At 46.7% G+C, this 21,398-nt stretch carries 18 protein-coding genes; 4 read left to right on the forward strand and 14 right to left on the reverse strand.

What is annotated here, in order from left to right; all coding sequences use genetic code 11:
• Positions 1-1,253 (forward strand): ABC transporter substrate-binding protein (locus tag RWJ96_RS05540; protein ID WP_314019372.1); only part of this gene is annotated, 1,253 nt, incomplete at its 5' end.
• Between the two features lie 96 nt (positions 1,254-1,349).
• On the opposite strand, the gene RWJ96_RS05545 is transcribed toward RWJ96_RS05540, so the two are convergent.
• The 12 genes from RWJ96_RS05545 to RWJ96_RS05600 all read right to left on the reverse strand — a co-directional run bounded on the left by RWJ96_RS05545 (position 1,350) and on the right by RWJ96_RS05600 (position 15,444).
• Entirely contained in the window at positions 1,350-2,462 is a 1,113-nt protein-coding gene (locus RWJ96_RS05545; RefSeq protein WP_314019373.1) for a dipeptide ABC transporter ATP-binding protein, read from the reverse strand.
• Between the two features lie 2 nt (positions 2,463-2,464).
• The gene (locus RWJ96_RS05550; protein ID WP_314019374.1) at positions 2,465-3,589 is read right to left on the reverse strand and encodes an ABC transporter ATP-binding protein; all 1,125 of its coding nucleotides are present in this window, start codon (positions 3,587-3,589) and stop codon (positions 2,465-2,467) included.
• 16 nt (positions 3,590-3,605) lie between these two features.
• Positions 3,606-4,562: an ABC transporter permease gene (locus tag RWJ96_RS05555; RefSeq protein WP_314019375.1), complete on the reverse strand. Its 957-nt coding sequence runs from the start codon at positions 4,560-4,562 to the stop codon at positions 3,606-3,608.
• Positions 4,562-5,497 (reverse strand): ABC transporter permease, encoded by a 936-nt coding sequence (locus RWJ96_RS05560; protein WP_314019376.1) that lies wholly within the window; start codon positions 5,495-5,497, stop codon positions 4,562-4,564. Before RWJ96_RS05560 ends, RWJ96_RS05555 begins: the two co-directional genes overlap by 1 nt.
• 84 nt (positions 5,498-5,581) lie before the next feature.
• Positions 5,582-7,228 carry an ABC transporter substrate-binding protein gene (locus RWJ96_RS05565; RefSeq protein WP_314019377.1) on the reverse strand — a complete coding sequence of 549 codons (1,647 nt, stop codon included), beginning with the start codon at positions 7,226-7,228 and terminating at the stop codon, positions 5,582-5,584.
• Positions 7,229-7,538: 310 nt separating this feature from the next.
• Positions 7,539-9,260, reverse strand: a complete 1,722-nt coding sequence (locus RWJ96_RS05570; RefSeq protein ID WP_314019378.1) for a hypothetical protein — start codon at positions 9,258-9,260, stop codon at positions 7,539-7,541.
• Between the two features lie 148 nt (positions 9,261-9,408).
• Positions 9,409-10,653, reverse strand: a complete 1,245-nt coding sequence (gene rpsA, locus RWJ96_RS05575) for a 30S ribosomal protein S1 (RefSeq protein WP_035427334.1) — start codon at positions 10,651-10,653, stop codon at positions 9,409-9,411.
• Positions 10,654-10,908: 255 nt separating this feature from the next.
• Positions 10,909-11,301 (reverse strand): heavy metal-associated domain-containing protein, encoded by a 393-nt coding sequence (locus RWJ96_RS05580; RefSeq protein WP_314019379.1) that lies wholly within the window; start codon positions 11,299-11,301, stop codon positions 10,909-10,911.
• A gap of 108 nt (positions 11,302-11,409) precedes the next feature.
• Positions 11,410-11,814, reverse strand: a complete 405-nt coding sequence (locus RWJ96_RS05585; RefSeq protein WP_035427338.1) for a flavodoxin domain-containing protein — start codon at positions 11,812-11,814, stop codon at positions 11,410-11,412.
• A gap of 84 nt (positions 11,815-11,898) precedes the next feature.
• Positions 11,899-12,645, reverse strand: a complete 747-nt coding sequence (locus RWJ96_RS05590) for a DUF3793 family protein (protein ID WP_314019380.1) — start codon at positions 12,643-12,645, stop codon at positions 11,899-11,901.
• A 324-nt stretch (positions 12,646-12,969) separates the two neighbouring features.
• Entirely contained in the window at positions 12,970-15,138 is a 2,169-nt protein-coding gene (locus tag RWJ96_RS05595; protein ID WP_314019381.1) for a heavy metal translocating P-type ATPase, read from the reverse strand.
• Positions 15,139-15,141: 3 nt separating this feature from the next.
• Positions 15,142-15,444: a hypothetical protein gene (locus RWJ96_RS05600; protein WP_035427342.1), complete on the reverse strand. Its 303-nt coding sequence runs from the start codon at positions 15,442-15,444 to the stop codon at positions 15,142-15,144.
• Between the two features lie 401 nt (positions 15,445-15,845).
• On the opposite strand from RWJ96_RS05600, the gene RWJ96_RS05605 reads away from it, so the two are divergent.
• The 3 genes from RWJ96_RS05605 to RWJ96_RS05615 are packed head-to-tail and all read left to right on the forward strand — an operon-like array spanning position 15,846 to position 18,117.
• Positions 15,846-16,400 carry a glutathione peroxidase gene (locus RWJ96_RS05605; RefSeq protein WP_035427344.1) on the forward strand — a complete coding sequence of 185 codons (555 nt, stop codon included), beginning with the start codon at positions 15,846-15,848 and terminating at the stop codon, positions 16,398-16,400.
• Between the two features lie 21 nt (positions 16,401-16,421).
• Complete coding sequence (locus RWJ96_RS05610) at positions 16,422-16,937, forward strand: MarR family transcriptional regulator (protein WP_314019382.1); 516 nt, start codon at positions 16,422-16,424, stop codon at positions 16,935-16,937.
• 7 nt (positions 16,938-16,944) lie between these two features.
• Positions 16,945-18,117 carry a cation diffusion facilitator family transporter gene (locus RWJ96_RS05615; protein ID WP_314019383.1) on the forward strand — a complete coding sequence of 391 codons (1,173 nt, stop codon included), beginning with the start codon at positions 16,945-16,947 and terminating at the stop codon, positions 18,115-18,117.
• 345 nt (positions 18,118-18,462) lie between these two features.
• Here RWJ96_RS05615 and RWJ96_RS05620 read toward each other — a convergent pair whose 3' ends face one another.
• Together RWJ96_RS05620 and RWJ96_RS05625 are read right to left on the reverse strand one after the other, a co-directional pair.
• On the reverse strand, positions 18,463-21,123 hold the full coding sequence (locus RWJ96_RS05620; RefSeq protein ID WP_314019384.1) for a ferrous iron transporter B: 2,661 nt from the start codon (positions 21,121-21,123) through the stop codon (positions 18,463-18,465).
• Entirely contained in the window at positions 21,123-21,368 is a 246-nt protein-coding gene (locus RWJ96_RS05625; protein ID WP_311409584.1) for a ferrous iron transport protein A, read from the reverse strand. Before RWJ96_RS05625 ends, RWJ96_RS05620 begins: the two co-directional genes overlap by 1 nt.
• Positions 21,369-21,398: the final 30 nt, after the last annotated feature.

Below are 21,398 nucleotides of genomic sequence, written 5' to 3' on the forward strand. Positions count from 1 at the left end.
GAGAGACCCTTAAGTCCTCTGACGTTAAATACACCTTGACGCGTATGTTCTTGCCAGCTACTAAGGCAACCTCAATTGACTCGTACGCATACATCGAGGGTGCTAAAGACATCATTGCCGGCACAACAGAGGAACTTTCTGGTGTTGTTATTAAGGATGACCGTCACTTTGACATCAAACTGACTCAGCCTTATTCAACCTTTAATGCAATTATGGCTCAGTTCTACGCTGTTATCTACCCAGAGAAGGCTTGCAAAGAAGCCGGTGAGGCATGGGGTACTGAGACCAACTTCATTGGTACTGGCGCTTATAAGCTTGTTTCAAACGACAGCACTACTGAGGTTGTTCTTGAGGGATTTGCTGACTACCATGAGGGCAAGCCTGGCCTAGATGAGCTCAGATTTGTTTACATCGATGATGCCAATACTCGTATTCTTAACTACAAGAACAATGATGTTGACCTGGTCTTTATTTCTCAGTCTCTTATCCAGCAGTACCAAAATGATGAGTCTATTTCCAAAGAGATTGTTTACTACACCCCAGCTTCCACGCAGTTTGTAAATTTGAACCTCAAGAGCGAGAACCTCAAGGATGTTCGTGTTCGTCAGGCACTCTCTATGGCAATTGATAGAGACACCATTTGTAGCACCATTCTTTCTGGTGTTGCAAAGCCTGCTAAGTCGTTTATCCCATCTTCTGAGACCGGCTACAACGAGTCCGCTCCAGAGTTTGAGTACAACGTAGACAAGGCAAAGCAACTTCTTGCAGAGGCTGGTGTTTCTAACCTCACTCTTAACGCACAGGTCAGAAGCCAGGATCAAAACCTCATGGTTGCCCTTCAGGATGCTTGGTCCAAGATTGGCGTTACCTGTAACGTAAGCGTTATTGACTCTGGTGTTTGGAGCGACGCACGTACTAACGGTGATCTTGAAGTCACTCTTGTTACCTGGTCTACCCTCTCCTTCCAGGGTGTTGAGCACATGGGCTCCTACTTCCGCTCTGACCGCGCCGCAAAGAAGTCTTCCTTCTACAACAGCACCGAGTTTGACAGCCTTGTTGACCAGGCTCGTTCAACCATTAACGACAATGATAAGGTCCTTGACCTCACTCGCCAGGCAGATAGTCTTATGACTCACACAGACTATGCTTGCTTGCCTATTGACTGGCCACAAATGCCTTACGTCTTGAAGCCAGAGTTTACCGGCCTCAGCGTTCTGGTTAACCCTCACTTCGATAAGGTTCAGAAGAAGTAAGGTTTCCTACACCCAAAAACAAAGGCGAGAAGATCAATTGGTCTTCTCGCCATTTTTGTGTTTGTATGCCGTTTTAAGACACGACAATAAGATGCGCTACTCGGAAATCTTCTCCTCAAGGCGCGCTTCTTCTACGGCCTTCTGAGCCGCCTCAATAGCGTGAGCCACCTGTGGTGTACGCTCAGCATCGGAGAGAGATGCGTTGTACAGGTGGCAAGCGCAGAAGTGACCTGGCTCAGCCTCGATGCGCTCAGGAATGCGCTCGGAGCAAACCTTCATTGCCTTAGGGCAGCGCGTGTGGAATACGCAACCTGAAGGTGGATTAGCAGGGCTTGGAACATCGCCTTGAAGAATGCGCTTTTCCTGGATACGCTCGTGGCGAATACGAGGAATAACGTCTAAAAGTGCCTGAGTGTATGGGTGCAAAGGACGCTCAAAGAGGGCGTCTTTGGTGGCAAACTCCATCTGGTGACCCAGGTACATGACCATAACAGTATCAGCAATGTGGCGAACAACGGAAAGGTCATGGCTGATAAAGATGTATGCCAGACCGTGGTCCTTCTGAAGCTCTTCAAGCAAGTTGATTACCTTGGCCTGAACAGAAACGTCCAAAGCAGAAACAGGCTCATCGCAGACAACAATTTCTGGCTCAAGCACAATAGCGCGAGCAATACCAATACGCTGGCGCTGACCGCCCGAGAACTCGTGAGGGTAGCGGTACTTGAACTCAAGGTTAAGGCCAACTTCCTCCATAACCTCTTCAATGCGAGCATCACGCTCTGCCTTTGTCTTATAGGTGCCTGCAATATCAATAGGCTCGCCAATGATATCCATGACCGTCATACGAGGGTTCAGTGAGCTGTAAGGATCCTGGAAGATAAGCTTCATCTTCTGACGAGCACGCTTGAGGTCTTCTCCCTTAAGTGAGGTGAAATCTTCCCCATCAAGCTCAATCGTACCAGAGGTTGGCTCAGTGAGACGCAGTACGCACTTGCCAGTAGTAGATTTTCCGCAGCCAGACTCACCAACAATGGCCAAGGTCTCTTTGCGCCTGAGCTCAAACGAAACGTCCTCAACAGCATGAACGGAAGCGTTAGAACGACCAAATACCCCGTTTTTGATGGGGAATCGCTTAACCAAGTTCTTTACGGACAAGATGGTTTTCTCGCCAGAAAGGTCTTTGACGTCTGTGTTCTTCTCTTCTGCCATGACTACTCACCCCACTCATCAGTGTATTTCCAACAGCTGACAGTATGGCAATTGTCTTCACCAACAGCAGTCAAGCCAGGACGACGTTTCTTACAAATGTCCTTAGCAAACGGACAACGTGGATGGAACGGGCAGCCAGAAGGCATATGAGAAAGCATAGGAACGCTACCAGGAATTGCATAGAGTTCCTTGGTGCGCTCGTCAAACGATGGAATGGACGCAATCAAGCCCTGAGCATAAGGGTGCAGAGGGTTAGTAAAAAGCTCTGCAGACTGCGCATACTCAACGCGATGACCAGCGTACATGACAAGAACCCAGTCAGCCATCTCGGAAACAACGCCCATGTCATGCGTAATAAGCATGACGGCGGTCCCCAGATCTTGCTTCATGCGATCAATAATCTGCAGAATCTGTGCCTGAACCGTTACGTCAAGAGCGGTTGTTGGCTCGTCGCAGATAAGCAGTGATGGCTGGCAAGCTAGTGCCATAGCAATCATGACACGCTGACGCATACCACCAGAAAGCTCATGTGGATATGACGAGAAGACCTTCTCTGGTGCAGGAATGCCCACCAGCTTAATCATATCAAGGGCCTTCTGATCTGCCTCCTGTTTGCTCATGTTGGGATTATGAACAAGGATGCCCTCACGAATCTGAAGACCAGATTTCATAACAGGATTCAAGGAGGTCATAGGCTCCTGGAAGATCATTCCGATGTGATTACCGCGGAAGTCACGCATGCCACCACGAGGAAGCTGCGTTAAATCAGTTCCCTCAAAAATAATTTCTCCGCTCGTAATCTGCGCAGGAGGTGTAGGGAGCAATCCCATGACTGACAATGCCGTCATGGACTTACCGCAGCCAGACTCTCCTACTACCGCAAGAGTCTCGCCTTTACGCATAATAAACGAGAGGTCACTTACTGCAGGAAGTGCGCCATCTTCGGTGAAAAGCGTAACATCAAGATGATTAACGTCGAGAAGAACGTTCTTTTTGCACTGCTCTTCTCGCTCCTTTTGAGCAGTTTCTTGTGCAAGTCGGCGCTCCTCAAGGCTGCAAAATTGTACAGCCTGACCATTTGGACCTTCAATGACATGCTCAAATGTTGCATCTGTATTTTCTGCCATAAACGTAACCTCCTTTCTAAGAACGCATCTTTGGATCAAGGGCGTCGCGCAGAGCATCGCCAAGCAAGTTAAAAGACATAACCGTAATGATGATGACAATACCTGGAGCAATACTGTAGATAGGCTGTGATTCAAGGAATGGCTGAGAAGCTGCAATCATTTGACCCCAGCTTGCATCAGGTGGCTGAACGCCCAATCCCAAGAACGAAAGCGTTGCCTCAGAAAGAATTGCACTTGGAATACCCAGGGTAGAAACAACGATCAGCGTAGAAATGCAGTTAGGAAGTAAATGCTTCATGATGATGCGGAAGCTGTTACCACCAGACAAAATACAAGACTGAATGTATTCAGAATTCTTCAGGCGCATGACGTCGCCTCGAATCAGCCTTGCCGTAGTTGTCCACATCAGAAGACCCAGTGCAATATAGAGGTTAATAAGACCTGGGCCCATAACAAACATAATCAAAATTGCAAAAAGCAAGAATGGGAAGCTGGAGAAAACCTGAATGATAAAGGAAACAACTGCATCAACCCAACGGCCATAATATCCGGCTGCAACTCCCGCAACAAAGCCAATAAAGAGGGCAATAGCCTGCGAAATAATACCAACAGACAGAGAAATCTGGCAGCCATAGATGATACGAGAAAGGATATCTCTGCCGTACTCATCGGTGCCAAGCAGATGTGCAAACGTTGGATTCTGATTCATAATTGCAAGGTTTTGATCCTTGTAGCTGTAAGGAGCAATCACAGGAGCAAGAATTGCAATAATCGCAAGGGCCAAAACAATGCCTAAGCAGATCATGCCCAGTTTGTTCCTCTTAAAAATGTTCCAGCTAACCTGCCAGTAGCTCTGAGCACGGACCTTTCCCGTGGCAGCCTGCTCCTCTTCTTGAGCCTTGGCGGCATCCTCAAGTACAGCTTCAGTCTTTTGGACCTTCTCGCTATTTTTATCACTTGTAAACAAAGCCATTACTCTGATGCCTCCTCTCCAAGACGAATGCGTGGATCAACTACCGCGTACAAAATATCAACAAGCAAATAAATCACAACGCAGATAATTGCCACATACATGACACTACCCTGAATCAGCGGCAGGTCACGAGCATTAATTGCATCAATAAGCAACTTACCCATACCGTTCATATTAAAAATCTGCTCAATGATGATGGAACCAGTAAGAATGTCTCCCAGCTGAGATCCAGCAATGGTAATGATTGGAATCAGAGCATTTCTGAGCGCGTGCTTCAAAACAATAGCGGAGCGCTTTAAGCCCTTAGCTTCAGCGGTTCTAATGTAGTCCTGATTTAATACGTCCAGCATGCTGGTCCTGGTAACGCGGGCAATACTTGCTGCGTAACGAGAGCCCAGCGCAATAACAGGAAGAACGTACGCGGATGGCGTTTTAACACCAGACAACGGGAACCACTTAAGCGTCATAGCAAAAATGATCTGCAGTACTAATGCCACCCAGAATGAAGGGGCAGAAATACCAAAGATTGCAGCTGACATAAGGGTTCTATCAAGCCATTTTCCATGGTTTACTGCGGCGAGAATACCCATCAAAAGACCAAATACTATGGCAAAAAGATACGCAAACACTGCTAAGCGTAGCGTAACTCCCAAAGCCTTAGTCAGAAGTGCAATGACAGGTCGCTTCTGAGTGTAAGAAGTTCCAAAATCTCCACCAAGCATTTTTACAAACCAGTTTGCGTACTGCTCTGGAATTGGCTTATCAAGACCCATGGTGTGACGGACCTGTTGAACAGTAGCCTCATCAGCCATATCGCCCATCATGACTCGTACTGGGTCACCTGGGACAATATTCAAGACAAAAAACGTTAAAGCAGAAATACAAACTACAACGCTCACTGCTTGAAGGATTCGTTTGATTAGAAACGATCTCACTCCTGAGCTCCTCTCCCCTCAAGAAAATGAAGCGGCATCCAAGAATCTTAGATGCCGCTTTAAAGTTTATAGCAAGTTTGCTACTTAGTCCTCTGGAACGGTGTAATCGGAATTAGATGTATCAATATCGACATCAAAGAAGTGATAAATCAAGTTTCCAACCTTAGCGTTCTTGACGTACTTCTTAGCGACAAAGGAGTTCTTTGGCCAATACAGAGGAAGTGTAGCAAAGTCTGTACGTGTGAGCAGGTTATCTGCGTCCTTGTAATCCTCTGTTCTCTTATCCTTGTTAGACTCAGAGCGACCCTCAACAAGAAGCTTGTCAAACTCTGGGTTGTTGTAGAAGGAAGACTTCTTTGCAGCGTTAGTGCTGTAGAAGTAGGTGTACAGGTGCTGGTCACCATCGGCAAACAGTGGATACCAAGCAAGGGTAGTAATCTGGAGGTTACCAGCAGCCCAGTCAGTATTCCAGACTGCGTTGTCCTCTACCTGAACATCAAGGGTAACGCCAACCTTGCTCCAGTACTCCTGAACAGCAACAAGGAGTTTTTCGTAAGACTTTCTAACCTTTGCAGAAAGCTTAAGGTCAGATGCACCAGCCTCAGCAAGCAGAGACTTAGCCTTCTCTGGATCGTATGCAAATGCAGGTGCGCTCTTGTCGTAACCAGGGGTTGCTGGTGCGAGCCAACCACTTGCAACGGTACCGTTACCAGAAGCAATGTTATCAACAAGCTCCTGACGGTTGATTGCCAGAGAAAGTGCCTGACGAACCTTAGGGTCAGTCAGACCCAGACCCTCTTTGAGGTTAAGGTTGATGAAGTTAACGCCAAGGGTCTGATATGCAGTGATAAGATCTTTGACGTCAGCATCGCTTGAATACTGCTGATACAGAGAAGATGGAAGATCGCAGAAGTCAATGTCGTTGTTCTTGAATGCAAGCAGCTGAGTGTTGGAGTCATCGTAGTAGTGAATACGAATCTCATCCAGAGCAGGCTTGCCATCGTGGTAGTCATCAAAGCGCTCGAGAACTACCTCGGTAGTGTCATCATTGCTCTTAATCTTGTACTTACCAGTACCAATAAGATTAGTACCAGTACCCCAATCAGCGCCAGCAGCCTCACAAGCCTTCTCTGGGAAAATGCAAGCGTAAGAGATACCAAGAACGCTTACAAAAACAATGTAAGGCTCAGAAAGCGTAAAGGTGAAGTGAGTATCATCCTGAACAGTCAGGCCCTCAAGCTCAGTAGCATTGCCGGCAAGCATCTCTGGAGCACCCTTAATCTTGTCAAAGAAGCTGGTGGAGAGAGCCTTAGTTTCTGGCTTAAACATACGCTCAAAGGTGTACTTAACATCCTTTGCGGTCAAAGTAGTACCGTCGTGGAACTTAATGCCCTCTTTGAGCTCGCACTTAAGAGTAAGACCGTCAGACTCAAAGGTTGGAATCTCTTTAAGCAGACATGTGACAAGCTCGTTATCCTCAGTCCAACGAAGCAAAGACTCGCAAACAGAGTCTGCAACACATGCGGACTGTGAGTTGTTTGCACGCTGCATATCAAGGCCCTGTTTAGAGTTTGCAGAACCATAGCGAAGAATCTTCTTCTTATCAGATGCCTGAGGAGTATCAGTGGAGGAAGGATTGCAGCCAGCCAACATCATAGATGCGCCACCACCAGCCGCTACCATACCTGATGCCTTCAAAAAATTACGACGGCTTAGTGAGTTCTCCAGCATGTTAACCCTTCTTTCTTATTAAAACGATTTATAAGACAACCCTGCTGGGGTCAGATAACTATACAAAACAATTACCAGCATCTACCTATATATACCTAGGATGAAATAGACATGAAACATTAAATTGCGACGATAACAGCAAAATCTATTTACCTGCATCTTTTGTCAAATCATATAGGATTTACCTATATACAAAGATAAATATTGACTAAGCATTTTTGGACAGTTGTCCATTTTTCCATAAAAATATTGGCAGGTACTAAAGAGATACCTGCCAATACAAATGCATGTAACGAGAGCACTCTCTGTCTTAGTGCTTACGCTTCATAAGTTCAGCGGCTGTCAAAGCAGCTCCACCCATAACCATAAGAGGCATTACCAGAAGCTCTTCTCCCGTATTAGGAAGCTGTGCTTTCTTCTTCTTTGTCTTCTTCTCTTTTACAGGAGAAGCAGGATTGGAAGGCTCTTCTGGAGCTGGAGTTGGTGTTGGAGTTGGAGTATCAGACTCAACAGTTAGGGTAACCGTCTTTGCTGCCTCGTAGTCATTGCCTGCAGCTGCAGCATTACCATTGAAGTAATAGTAATAGGTGACGGAGTATGCACCTGAAGTCTTAGAAATCTCTTCTGCCTTCTGAGCAACAGTTGCTGCATCCATTGTTGCTGTATCAAGTACAACTGTACCGCTCTGATCAACAACCTTAACGCGAGCGTCAGCAGAACCAGCAGCAGGGGTAACCTGACCAGCGCTGTGATCAACCATAGCATCAAGGTTATCAAGAATAGTCCAGGAATCCTGGTTAGCGGTAATAGTGCTGTCGTGTGCCGTGACTACCTGCCTAAGCTCTGTATAAAGAGGAGTAATAACGCCATTGTTAAGATCAAGCTCATCAGTTGAGTTCTCAGAAGCATTGATGACAAGGTTGCCGCTAGAAAGAGAAGTGTACGAATACTCCTGATACACATCATCAGTAAGGTCATTATCAACAGCAAGCTGCCAGCCAGGAAGATTGAGGTACAGTCCCCTATTGGAATTTCCAGTATGAACTGAATAGCCATAATCCCTCATGGCATTCTTAATGTTGGTCAAATCAATGTAGTACGCACCGCCGGTATACAGAGCATCGTTCTCCGTTGCGCTGTGGCGATCTTCATACAGGATATTGTCAACGTGAATATCACTTGCAGAAATAGTTGGCATGTAATTCCACTCGTCCTGTGGGATAGCGTAATAGCTACCGTCAGGCCTAATAATTACGCCCAGATATTTCTTATTGCTGCTAAGAATGGAATTGTTTGTTCCCTCTTCCAAAACCTGCCTTGCAAACCTGACTGAAACACGAGGGTTTCCGTAAGAGGTTCTGTGATCAAGCAGATACTGGGTAAGACCCACATAGTTGGTACCGTACAGATTGAGAGTAGAGCCATTGGTAAGTGTCAGAGGAACGGTAAGTGTAATGGTTTCACCAGCAGCCAGGGTACCAGAAATAGAAATGGAACGCATCTCAGCATTGTCCTGACCAGCTGTCTGGTATGCAGCATAAGCATTAGCTGCAGGCTGAGAGCCAGAACCACCGTTCAGTCCACTAATGTTCAGGTTAATTGCAGTTGCTGTATTAGTTGATGAGAAGGTAAATCCAGTTGCACGCAAATCAGGATTAGGGCTTGAGCTGACATAGTAAGTAAGTGGCAGCTGCATAACCTCGTTTACAGAAACTGGAGATGAAGAGATGTTGGTAATCTTTACCACTGCCTGCAGATTCTGATACTTATCAATATCTACAATGGAGCGGTTCATCTGAGTGGTGTCATTATCCTTATAAGCGTAGTTAGATGTCTGACCAGAAGCATCTGTAAAGTAAATAGAACGCTCAATAAGGCCGTCTGCACTCACAGATGGAGAAACGTTAGTAGTAGTGCCGTTATAGAACGAATTGTTACTTGCAGCGTATGCAATATTTGGCATAAAGATTAAAGCTGCCAAAAATGCAAACATAACAGCAAGAAAACTGCGGCCCTGCATCTTTGATGTCATAGGCGTATTCCTCCTCAGAATAAAAACTTAGCGTTATATTTTCGCATTAACACCCTGTTGAAGGAATGGAGATATTTGTTACTTACATAAAAAGAGACGTCATCTTTCGATGACGTCTCTTGACAAATCTCTAGATGCGCAAAGTGCTCTACTCTGCAGCCTCTTCGGTTGCCTGTGCGTTAGCCTCAGACTCAACAAGGTGAGCCTCAAGATCAGCCTCAGCCTCAGCTGCTGCTGCCTCTGCTGCTGCACGCTCCTCCTCTGGAAGTGGAGTGACCTCAATGTCAATGCCAAGGGTCTCTGCAGCTGCCTTCATAGACAGGGAGATGCGACGACGGTCAAGATCAATCTCCATGACCTTTACCTGTACAACGTCGCCAACCTTGCAGACCTGAGATGGAGCAGTAACGTGCTGCTTAGCCATCTCGGAGATGTGGACGAGGCCCTCAACGCCGTTGCCAAGGTCAACAAATGCACCGAAGGTAACAAGCTTGGTGACAGTGCCCTCGATGATAGCGTCAACTGGGTACTTGGAAACAAGTACACGCCATGGATCCTCGGAAGTCTGCTTAAGACCAAGGGAGATACGCTCACGGTTAAGGTCAACGTCGAGAACCTGAACCTCAACCTCCTGGCCAACCTTAACAACCTCAGATGGGTGGTTAACGTGGTTCCAAGAAAGCTCGGAAATGTGAACCAGGCCGTCAATGCCGCCAAGGTCAACAAATGCACCAAACTCAACGATGGAGGAAACAGTACCCTTGAGCTTCATGCCAACCTGGAGCTTGCCCAGGATGTCCTGACGCTCTGCCTTACGAGCCTCCTCAAGAACAATACGGCGAGAAAGAACAACGTTGTTGCGGTTGCGATCCATCTCGATAACACGAGCCTCAATACGAGTGCCCATGAATGCACCAAGATCCTTGACACGACGGAGGTCAACAAGGGATGCAGGCAGGAAGCCACGGAGGCCAATGTCAAGAATCAGGCCGCCCTTAACAACCTCGATAACCTCGCCCTCAACGGTCTCACCAGCGTTGAACTTATCCTCAACTGCCTTCCAAGCACGCTCGTACTCAGCACGCTTCTTGGAAAGAACCAGACGGCCCTCTTTGTCCTCTTTCTGGAGAACAAGAGCCTCGACGTCCTCACCCAGGGAGATGACCTCTGCAGGGTTAACGTCTTTACGAATAGAAAGCTCACGAGCAGGAATAACGCCCTCAGACTTGTAGCCAATGTCTACGAGGACCTCATCGCGCTCAATCTTGACGACGGTGCCGTTGACAAGATCTCCCTCATCAAAATCAGTGACAGTGCCGTCGATCAGGCTGTTCATTTCCTCATCGGAAATTTCATCCAAAGAGAAGATGGACGAGTTCTGAATCTCACTCAAAGGTGGACCCCTTCCAAAACGGGGCCCCGGTCAACATGGTTGCTGCCAGAGTGCCAATACGTGGGCTTCTCTACTCGGAAACTTACATGCTCTCGGGGGCCAACAGATACAGTGCATAGCTTGACGCCATACGGGCAATAGGATAGCGCTCTTCGGCTGATTAAACAAGCCAAAGAGCGCTACTTTGCACAGCTATTACGCAAGTTTTACAAAATTTCTTCAAAGTTTGTTTCTTGCGAGAAGATCTTGTTGTGCTTACGCACGAAGACGGTAGCCTTCTTTCTCTACGGCAGCTCGGTACGCATCGACATCAATTGGATTTTTGCTGAGGATACGTGCCTGACCACCAGCTAGAGTAACCTGCGCCCATGTTCCCTCAATACTATCGAGAGCTCGAGTCACATGATTGACGCAGTTCTGGCAAGTCATACCACCAATCTCAAAGGTCTGAACATAAGGGTAATGAGATTCATCTTTGTCTTCTGGACCATCTGCAGCAGAAATCTGCTCTGTGTTACAGGTAGTAACGCCTGTTCCCTCATCAGAGCAGCAGCCTTTTTTACCTGCAGCAATTCCGTAAACACGATAAACCGCAAAACCGCAAAGCGCTACAACAGCAAGAATAACAATAATATTGATTGGTGACATACAAACTTCCTTTCTGTTGCTGTTTTACTACCCACCATTTTCTAGATTATTCAAAAAATGATGTTTTTCTCGCAAAATTTACAGCAACAGCAAAAATCGTAATGCAGCTTAAGCAGAAAGCTTTGCGCCAAGACCACGAAGAGCCTCAAGAGCATCGTCATCTGGCTCAAGGTTGCAGATAAAGGTCTCAACAACGTTGACACCCTCTGCTTCAGCATTCTGCTTCCAAGTCTCCATCCAGTCGCCGGTTCCCCAGTCGTAAGAACCAAAGAGAGCGGTTGGCTTCTGACCAAGCTTGCCAGCGCAATCGTTGAAGAGCTCCTCAAAATCAGGATCAAGCTCCTCGTCACCCATAGCAGGGCAACCAAAAGCAAATGCATCGTACTGATCGCACATATCTGCAGAGAACTCAGAAGACTCAATAGCCTCGGTGTCTGCAGCACTTGCAAGCTCTTTTGCCATTGCCTCAGTATTGCCCGTCATGGACCAATACACAACTGCTACTTTACTCATACATTTCCTCCTTCTGTGTCCAGGTTCCCCCTGGAAAACTACACATTACTTTCAATACCTCAACAAGAAATCCAAGCACACCCCTTATGCAACCTGACATTTCTTGGTATTGCCATACGATGAGAGAATCTGAGCTAAAGATTCTCCTTGATAAAAACGATGCTTACACTGGTCTTCTGCATCTTTAAGTCTCTCGAGACGAAGGCGAGTTTCTTCCGTGTTGTCATAGACTTTCCAAGCACCAGTAAAAAGCTCAGACTGTCCATTCATAAAGCCCTGAACATCAGCAAGTGGATAGCCCAGTACCAGTCCAATCTCGTGCGGAAACGCAGCTTTTCTTGCATGAAAAGCAAAAATTCTTGAACGCATGCTCTTCATCAACGCCTGTACGGACTCAGTGGAATGGCCAAAGGCAGCCAGAAACTCACAGTGCTCTGATTTGGCGAGAATATCCTCAACAAGCTCAGGTCTATAGGCAACAAACGTCACCTTTCCGCCAGAAATAGCAGAGGTAGCAAGAAGCGTTACCCCAAACAATGAGAGCTCGTGAGTAGCGTTGCATAGAAATGACCTCAACGTTGGATCAGTGCAGACAAGACTTGCACAAGAGCTACAAGACTTATGAGAAGCAAATGAAAAGAGCGCGGCCGGCTTAACGTGAGCAATAACACCAGCAGCACAGCGAACAAATGTTGTTGCAAAATCATGACAGAGCTCGGGAGCATACGCTCTCTTACCCTCATTAAAAACAGGCTTTTTATCAGCAGAATAGGTATAGGGAGAAGGAACGTCTAGGAGCGATGAATTCTCAAAAGAAGTAAGACAATCCATACCGTACTTGCTCCCTTCTTAAAAATGCGCCGTCGACTAAAAGGGAGCCGACGGCGCCTGGATTCCGGACCCTTGGAGAGGGGAAAGGTTCCGGGCTGATAAAGCAATTTTGTTAGAACTAGCTCCTGTTATATAAAAACCTTAACAAGTTAACCTCTTCTAACTATTTAAAGTGTAAGCCATAGCTAACTAAATGCAAGAGAAAACTCAAAATATTTTTACTTTTTGACAATTCAAGCAGAAAAAAGCTCCCGCCTCTTACAAATAAGAAACGGGAGCTTTAACGCGATCTAAAAAAGCGCTTTGTTGACGCGCAAGTGCGTTCTAGACAGCTTGTCCTTCAGTTAAAAGCATTTTTACCTCAGAAGGAACATTAGGGTTATGAGCTGCAGTGGTAAGTAGTGACCTTGTGTTTGCAAGCGTTACCATAAGTGTCAGAAGATTGTGCATATATGCAGCAGCACTTACGGTAATAAGACCTGCAACGCCTGCAGCAATGAAAGAGCTGTTCAGCGCAACAATCGTACGATAGTCGGCGTGAATCCTCTTCATTACCTGCTGGCCTAAAAGACGCATGATTACCAGCGATTCAAGCGAATCATTCTTAATCGAAATATCCGCAACTGCGCGAGCAATATCAGTTGCATCAGACAGAGCCAGTGAAACATCAGATACGGCTAGTGCAGGTGAATCGTTAATACCATCGCCTACCATTGCAACGGTGTAGCCCTCCTGCTGGAACTTCTTAACATACTCGCACTTATCCTCTGGGAGAATCTGTGCCACATAATCATCAAGACCAAGCTTCTTAGCAACACTTGCTGCAACGTTTTCTGAGTCGCCAGTCAACATAACCATACGCTTAACACCAAGAGCACGGAGCTGCGTAATAGTTGCTGCTGCATCTTCCCTTACAGGATCGGTAATACAAATTGCTGCAATAAGTTTTGAATCCTCGGACATAAAGATAATGGACGAGGTTGGAGCAATCTGTGCAAGGTCGTCTTGAATTCCCTCGGGCATTGGGGTCTTCTCGTCATCAAAAATGAAGTGAGCTGAGCCAATGCAGACCTCTTTGTCGTTAACCTTGGTACGAATACCGTGAGCAACAACATACTTAACCTCTGCGTGGAACTCGTCATTGTGCTTGAGGCCACGTACCTTTGCCTCGTTCACAATTGCTCGAGCCATGCTGTGTGGGAAGTGCTCCTCAATACATGCAGCAAGACGCAGAAGCTGGTCCTCGGTGCGACCACAGAAGCTGACAATGCACTCAACATGTGGAACTGCCTTTGTCAGCGTACCGGTCTTATCAAAGACGATAAGATCAGCAGCAGCGATCTTCTCGAGGTATTTTCCGCCCTTAACCGTCATGCCAAACTTAGCTGCCTCATCCATTGCGCTACCCACTGCAACAGGAGTGGAAAGCTTAATGGCGCAGGAATAGTCAACCATAAGAACGGTCATAGCCTTAGTGATGTTTCGGGTAATGCCCCAAATACCAAAGAAGGCGAGGAAGCTGTAAGGAACCAATGCATCAGAAAGGCGCTCTGCCTTAGACTGTGCGCCAGCCTTAAGTTCAGCAGACTGCTCAACCATATCAACAATATTGTCGATACGAGACATTCCTGGAGGAGCAGTGACGCTTACCATAAGGTCACCGTCTTCAAGGGCGGTGCCTGCGTAAACGGTTGAGCCAGGCTCTTTGGTAACAAGGCGAGACTCACCTGTCATGGCGGCCTCGTTCATCTGGCCAATGCCTTCAACAACTTTGCCGTCAACAGGAAGAACGCCACCAGCGCGCTGGTGCAAAATCATACCCTTCTCAACCTCAGAAAGGGCAATCATAACGTCCTTGCCGTCAATACGAGCCCAGACGTTCTCAGAACGAGTGATTAGGCCATCACGAAGTGCAAGACGTGCTCGGCTTGCCACGTGGTTCTCCATAGCAGCAGACAGCTCAAGCAAGAACATGACCGTAGATGCATCTGCCCACTCATTTCTTAGAATTGAAGTGGTGATAGCAGTTGCGTCCAAAACCTCAACGGTCAGCTCTTTCTTAAACAGGCGCTTAACGCCTTCCACGACAAATGGAATGGCGCGGAGAATAACGTAAGCGTAGTTAGCAACTGCAGGCAGTGGCAAAAAACGTATAATCCAGCGGCGTGCAAATGTGGTCACAACCTCCATCTGGAAACGATTGTTCTCAAGTGCCATCTCAATTGAGCTGCAGAAGTCTTCAAGTCCTGCCTCTTCTTCTCGTGGCAAGTTCAAGACATCAAAAGCGCCAACAGCCGCAAGTACCTGATCTCTCTTGAGAGGATCAAACCTTAGCAAGAGAGAGCCGTTTGCCATGTGAACTTCAGCGTGACGAACTCCGTCAACACGCATCAGCTCATAGGAAATACCACGGGCTTCAGCCTCATCAATATGACCCAGGTCGCATTTTGCACGAATGCGACCTGAGATTTCATTAGTAATTGTAAAGCGCATGAATTATGCCTGTGCGCCCTCTGCGTCGACCTGCTTGGTAACCTCAGCGCGGATACCCTCCTCGAGCTCAGCAAGGCGAGCGCGAACTGCAGCGTCAATCTTGGACTCACGGCGAGCCTCTGCGACAACGTCGTTAGCCTCGTCAACGACGTTCTGAGTCTCTGCGGAAACACGGTCAGTGACGCGAAGACCACATGCAGTTGCCTTGACAGCTGCCTTGTGAAGAGTGCCGTTAGAAGCAAGACCAGCAACAACGCCAGCAAGTGCAGCACCACCGGCTGCGAGACACCAATTGTTCAGTTTCATAGAAATCCCCCATCTGCTTTTTGCAAATTAATCGGTTAATGACATATTGAAGATACGGGTTTTTTGACGAGAAAACAAGTGAAAATCATTACTAATTGGTTATCCTAATGAAACAATTGTACACAAGTAATTTCTTACCTGCGAAAACGTTTCCTATGGTTAGCCATGGTGTACATATAAATTTTGTGAAGAAGCTGCTCTAAGGCGTTACTTAAATATTTGATATCATGTTCATTTGGATTAACAAATTAATGAAACATAACACCTCCTCTATGCTCATACTATGAAATTTAAATTGTACACAATTTATTTGTGTTAAGCTAATCCAAACGGGGTACACTACCCAATACACAAAACCATCCAATGCTTCGAACAATCCGCGGCTCGTTGAAAGGAACATCATGGCCAACACCAACATCTATGACCTCTCCGTAGAAGAGCGTGACGGATCTCTTACTTCCCTCTCCTCATTTGACGGTAAGGTCCTTCTAATTGTCAACACTGCAACTGGCTGTGGTTTTACCCCACAGTATGAGGATCTTGAGCGCATTTACGCTGCTTATAAAGATCAAGGCTTTGAGATTTTAGACTTCCCTTGCAATCAGTTTGCAGACCAAGCCCCAGAGTCCGATGAAGAGATTCACCAGTTCTGCACTATGAAATTTGGCACCGATTTTCCACAGTTCAAGAAGGGCGACGTCAACGGAGAGACTGCAAATCCTCTCTTTGTGCGTCTTGCAACAGCTTTCCCCTTCCAAGGCTTTGGTAAGGGCATCAAAGCCCTTGCGCTAGATAAATTTGCAAAGGCAAACAACAAGAAGTTTGGTGACAAGGCTTACATCATGTGGAACTTCACTAAATTCCTTGTAGACCGTCAGGGAAACGTTGTTGCACGCTTTGAGCCAACCACCGATATGGCAGAAGTTGAGTCTGCAATTAAAAGCCTACTTGCGTAAGGCTAGAGGACCGATTTACTCATGAGTTCTTCTCAAAAAGAAATACAGTCCGTTGCGGCCGCTAGCACTTTTGCTAGCGGCACTTCTACACTCGACAACTCCCCCGATATCCCCGAGCTTCTCCTCAAAAACCAGCTCTGTTTCCCGCTCTACAGTGCCTCAAAAGAAGTGGTGCGAAGATACACTCCGCTACTTAAGCCCTTTAATCTAACGTATACACAATACATTGCCATGATGGCGCTTTGGGAACATGAATCCTTAGATGTCAAGACCTTAGGTGAGCTTTTATTTCTTGATTCAGGCACCTTGACTCCACTTCTTAAAAAACTTGAGGAGAAGAGCCTTGTACTGCGTCAAAAAACAGGTAAAGACGGACGTCAGCTGATTGTTTCTCTTACCCAAAAAGGCAAAGACCTTAGGCGAGAAATGCAAATAGTCCCACATCAGATTGGCTCATGCGTTAATCTCTTGCCCGAAGAAGGCGCTGAGCTTAAACGATTGCTTTTAAAAGTTCTCTCTAACGTTACAGAAAGCTAGATTTACTATGACCCAATCACAGGTAACTATAACCTCTTCTGAACGTGAAACCGCCATTATACGCATTAGCGCCATTGGCATTGCAGCTAATGTTGCCCTTGCGGTATTTAAGGCTGTCGTAGGCATTTTGTCTAACTCAATTGCTGTTACTCTTGATGCAGTGAACAATCTTTCCGATGCAATCTCATCAATCATTACCATTGTGGGAACAAAACTCTCTAACAAAAAAGCTGATCGCGAGCACCCCTTTGGACACGGACGCATCGAATACATCACCACAACGATAATTGCCGCAATTATTATGTATGCAGGCATTTCTTCATTTATCAAATCCATCCAAGGCATCATGGATCCTGTTACTCCAGACTATAGTCCCCTATCTTTAGTCATCATTGCAGTAGCTGTGCTCGTAAAGATTATTTTGGGTCACTACGTCCGCTCTGTAGGTAATCGCGTAAACTCCGACACCCTTATTGCATCGGGTTCAGATGCACTTTTTGACGCTACACTCTCCACTTCTGTTTTAACAGCTGCGCTTATCTTTATCTTTACAAAAATTAGCCTTGAGGCATATGTAGGCGTTATTATCTCTGTGTTTATCATTAAAGCTTCAATTGAGCTGTTGCAGGGCTCCATTAAAGAAATTATTGGCATGCGTCCCGATGCAGCTCTTTCAACACTCATTTATGACATTGTGAAAGAAGACCCAGACGCTGAGGGTGTTTACGATCTTATTATCCACAACTACGGCCCAGACAGATTTGTAGGCTCATTCCATACTGAGGTTCTTGATACCACTTCAGCTATTGAGATTGATACGATGACTAGGCGTCTGAGTACAGAGATTTACAAACAGACATCAGGCAAAATAATCATTGCTGCTATTGGTATTTATGCGAGAAACACTACCGATAATCGCATTGTAAAAATGCGTACTGAAGTGACTGAGATGGCTTTAGCTCATGAAGGTGTTCTTCAAGTTCATGGTTTTATTGCTGACATTGAAAATCAATTTATGGCCTTTGACACAGTCATTGAGTTTGGCTATGACGGTAAGCAAATCGTCCACGATATTATTCATGAAGTAGAAGCAGCCTACCCTGACATGAACGTCTCGGTTCTTTTGGACCGCGATACAAGCGATCTTTCTGAACATGAAGAAGACAGAGGCTTGCACTAAACACAAGTAAATACATCCTAAAAAGGGGCGAGCCGCTGACACCCAGAGTCAGCGGCTCGTGTTCTACGCTCGCAAGAAAGGGAGAGGGTCTTTCTCCGAGCTACGGGAACCTGAATAAAGCAAGCAAGTAAATTGCTTAAAAAGATAGTAAGTTAACCGAGGGAAACTTACAAGAATCTTTTCAGTTTTTTTATCTAATTTCGTAAACTCTACAAAAAGTTAGACTAAGTTTACATATCTATGGATTTTTATCTTATATCAAGAAAGTCCGAGATAAACATAAACAAAATCCCCCGCACCGAATTGGTGCGGGGGATCAGGTCAGCATACTCAGCTAGTAGTAGCTTATGCCTTTGCAACCTCGGTAAGGTTGGTTAGGATCTTATCGTCCTTCTTATCCCACTTTGGAGCTGGACGGAAGAGCTGGAAGAGAATTGCCGCCAAGAAGATGAAGGCAATAACAGTCCACACACCAAAGGAACCAAGGACAAAGAACTCCCAGAACTGATTGATCATCAGGCCAACAATCCATGCAAATACGCACTGATAGCCAATAGCAAACCAGAACCACTTAGAGTCGTTCATTTGTCGACGAATAGAACCTACTGCAGCGAAGCAAGGTGCGTCAAGCATATTGAATGCAACAAATGCGCACATTGCACCAACGTGAAGAATGCCACCAGCATCGGTGAACATACCAGCGAAGCCAGACCACATAGTAACGGACTTCTCGCTTGCATCACCAAGACCGTAGAGAACACCAAAGGTAGAAACAAGGTTCTCTTTTGCGATCAGAGCAGAGATGGAAGCTGCAGTTGCCTGCCAGTTTGCAAATCCAAGAGGGGCAAAGATAACGCCGATGAAACCACCAACAGCTGCAAGCAGGGAGAAGTCCATGACATTCTCAGGAGCGCCCTCAATGCCTGGAAGGTAACCAAAGACGCCGTTTGCGCCATCCCAGGTTGCCCAACCAAAGTTGGAAAGAACCCAGATACCAATAGCCGCTGCGAAGATGATGGTACCAGCCTTAAGGATGTATGCAGAGATACGCTCCCAAACATGCATTGCCCAAGACTTGATAGAAGGCATGTGGTAATCAGGAAGCTCCATAACAAATGGTGCAGGCTCGCCCTCAAATGCCTTAGTCTTCTTCAGCATGACTGCAGAAATAACAATCATTGCAACGCCAAGGAAGTAGAAAGCAGGAGCAACCCACCAAGCAGAAGAGCCACCAATAAGAACACCCATAACCAAAGCAATGATTGGCTGCTTTGCAGAGCAAGGAATCATGGTGGTGAGCATTGCAGTCATACGGCGGTCCTTCTCGTTCTCAATGGTACGAGTAGAAAGAACGCCAGGAACACCACAGCCAGAAGAAATCAGAAGTGGAATGAAGGACTTGCCGGACAGGCCAAAGCGACGGAACACGCGGTCCATAACAAAGGCAACACGGCTCATGTAACCGCAGTCCTCAAGGAAGCACAGCATGATAAACAGAACAAGCATCTGTGGGATAAAGCCAAGGACAGAGCCAACGCCGCCAATAATACCGTCAACTACAAGGCTAGTGACAAGGGGGCTTGCGCCAGCACTTGCAAGAGCACCGCGAGCAAGATCAGGAATACCTGGGACATACATGCCATACTGGGAAGCATCTGGCTCAGTAGCAGCGCCTTCAACAGCAGTCTTAAAACCAGCGGCAGTTACGCCACCAAGAGTCTGGAGTTCCTGACCCTCAGCAAGAATTGGTTTGCCGTCAGCGTCAAGCTTAAGAGGATTGTCGTCAGTATCAACGAAGTTGCCATCCTCGTCATGAACTGGTGCGCTCAGAGCAACAACGTTCTTCTTGGCAGTCTCTGCCTCGAAGCTGGTGATAGCGTCAGAATCCCACTGTTTAGCTTCGATTGCAGCACGAACCTCAGTGGTATCAATACCAGCCTCGTCAGCTGCGTTGAGATAAGCGTTGATCTGGTCACCATAGTGATGAGAGTCAAACTCATCTTTTGCCTCATTGTACTCGGCGTCGCCGATACCCATGAAGTGGAAACCCTTGTCAAACAGGTTGTCGTTGACCCAGTCAGTAGCTCCCGTACCAACAGTAGAGATGGAGATGAAGTACACAAGAGCCATGATGATAACGAAGATTGGAAGACCGAGGATACGGTTAGTAACAACGCGGTCAATCTTCTCGGAAGTGGTCAGCTGCTTTGGAGCCTTCTTGACGCAAGCCGCCATGACGCCAGCGATCCACTCATAACGGTCAGAAGTAATGATGGACTCAGCGTCGTCGTCACGAGACTGCTCAACTGCAGCAATGATCTTCTCAAGCTCAGCGGTCTTCTCGGCAGAAAGGTTAAGAGGAGCAATTGCATTTGCATCGCGCTCGAAGACCTTAATGGAGTACCAACGAGAAAGAGTTGCAGGAGCAAGGCCCTCGATTGCAGTAGCAATCTTGCCAAGAGCCTCTTCAACCTCTGGGGTAAAGCACTTAACACCCTCAGCAGGAGTTCCCTCCTGGCCGGCCTTAATTGCCGTCTTTACCAGAGTGTCAATGTTCTTTTTGCGAAGTGCAGAAACCTCAATAACCTCAACACCAAGCTGCTTGGAAAGCTCCTTGGTATCAATGACGTCACCGGACTCCTTGAGCAGGTCAACCATGTTAAGACCAAGGACAACTGGACGACCAGCCTCAAGAATCTGAGTAGTCAGATAGAGGTTACGCTCCAGGTTGGTAACATCGAGAAGGTCAATAATGGCGTCTGGGCGCTCATTAATGAGGTAGTCACGAGATACCTGCTCCTCAGGTGAATAAGGAGACAGAGAGTAAATACCAGGAAGGTCGACAAAGGTGACGTCCTTATCGGCACGCCAGTTTGCCTGCTTCTTCTCGACGGTAACGCCAGGCCAGTTGCCGACGTAACCGTTTGAGCCCGTAAGCTCATTGAATAGGGTGGTCTTACCGCAGTTTGGGTTACCTGCAAGACCAATAATAGTCTTTTGTGCCATTAGGCTTCCTCTACCTTGTGAACGTCTACTACTTCAATGCTTGCAGCCTCATCCTTACGGATAGAAAGCTCGTAGCCACGAACTGTGAGCTCAATTGGGTCTCCCAGTGGTGCTACCTTTTTGACGTAAACCTCAGTGCCCTTAGTAAGGCCCATGTCCATAATGCGACGTTTCACGGCGCCTACACCCTTTAGCGCAGCAACCGTGCAACTCTCCCCCACCTTAACTTCTTTCAGAGTTGCCATAACCTTCCTTTCATCGAAACACGTATTAAA

Origin of the sequence: Lancefieldella parvula, from assembly GCF_963547875.1 — a bacterium.
GTDB classification, from domain to species: domain Bacteria; phylum Actinomycetota; class Coriobacteriia; order Coriobacteriales; family Atopobiaceae; genus Lancefieldella; species Lancefieldella parvula_D.

Excerpts from the sequence above, each read along its gene's own strand:
- RWJ96_RS05610 (WP_314019382.1), top strand. The coding sequence starts at position 16,422 with ATGAGTTCTTCTCAAAAAGAAATACAGTCCGTTGCGGCCGCTAGCACT.
- RWJ96_RS05545 (WP_314019373.1), bottom strand. The coding sequence starts at position 2,462 with ATGGCAGAAGAGAAGAACACAGACGTCAAAGACCTTTCTGGCGAGAAA.
- RWJ96_RS05620 (WP_314019384.1), bottom strand. The coding sequence starts at position 21,123 with ATGGCACAAAAGACTATTATTGGTCTTGCAGGTAACCCAAACTGCGGT.
- RWJ96_RS05585 (WP_035427338.1), bottom strand. The coding sequence starts at position 11,814 with ATGAGTAAAGTAGCAGTTGTGTATTGGTCCATGACGGGCAATACTGAG.
- RWJ96_RS05600 (WP_035427342.1), bottom strand. The coding sequence starts at position 15,444 with ATGAAACTGAACAATTGGTGTCTCGCAGCCGGTGGTGCTGCACTTGCT.
- RWJ96_RS05605 (WP_035427344.1), top strand. The coding sequence starts at position 15,846 with ATGGCCAACACCAACATCTATGACCTCTCCGTAGAAGAGCGTGACGGA.
- RWJ96_RS05590 (WP_314019380.1), bottom strand. The coding sequence starts at position 12,645 with ATGGATTGTCTTACTTCTTTTGAGAATTCATCGCTCCTAGACGTTCCT.
- RWJ96_RS05625 (WP_311409584.1), bottom strand. The coding sequence starts at position 21,368 with ATGGCAACTCTGAAAGAAGTTAAGGTGGGGGAGAGTTGCACGGTTGCT.
- RWJ96_RS05565 (WP_314019377.1), bottom strand. The coding sequence starts at position 7,228 with ATGCTGGAGAACTCACTAAGCCGTCGTAATTTTTTGAAGGCATCAGGT.
- RWJ96_RS05555 (WP_314019375.1), bottom strand. The coding sequence starts at position 4,562 with ATGGCTTTGTTTACAAGTGATAAAAATAGCGAGAAGGTCCAAAAGACT.
- RWJ96_RS05550 (WP_314019374.1), bottom strand. The coding sequence starts at position 3,589 with ATGGCAGAAAATACAGATGCAACATTTGAGCATGTCATTGAAGGTCCA.
- RWJ96_RS05580 (WP_314019379.1), bottom strand. The coding sequence starts at position 11,301 with ATGTCACCAATCAATATTATTGTTATTCTTGCTGTTGTAGCGCTTTGC.
- RWJ96_RS05615 (WP_314019383.1), top strand. The coding sequence starts at position 16,945 with ATGACCCAATCACAGGTAACTATAACCTCTTCTGAACGTGAAACCGCC.
- RWJ96_RS05595 (WP_314019381.1), bottom strand. The coding sequence starts at position 15,138 with ATGCGCTTTACAATTACTAATGAAATCTCAGGTCGCATTCGTGCAAAA.
- RWJ96_RS05570 (WP_314019378.1), bottom strand. The coding sequence starts at position 9,260 with ATGACATCAAAGATGCAGGGCCGCAGTTTTCTTGCTGTTATGTTTGCA.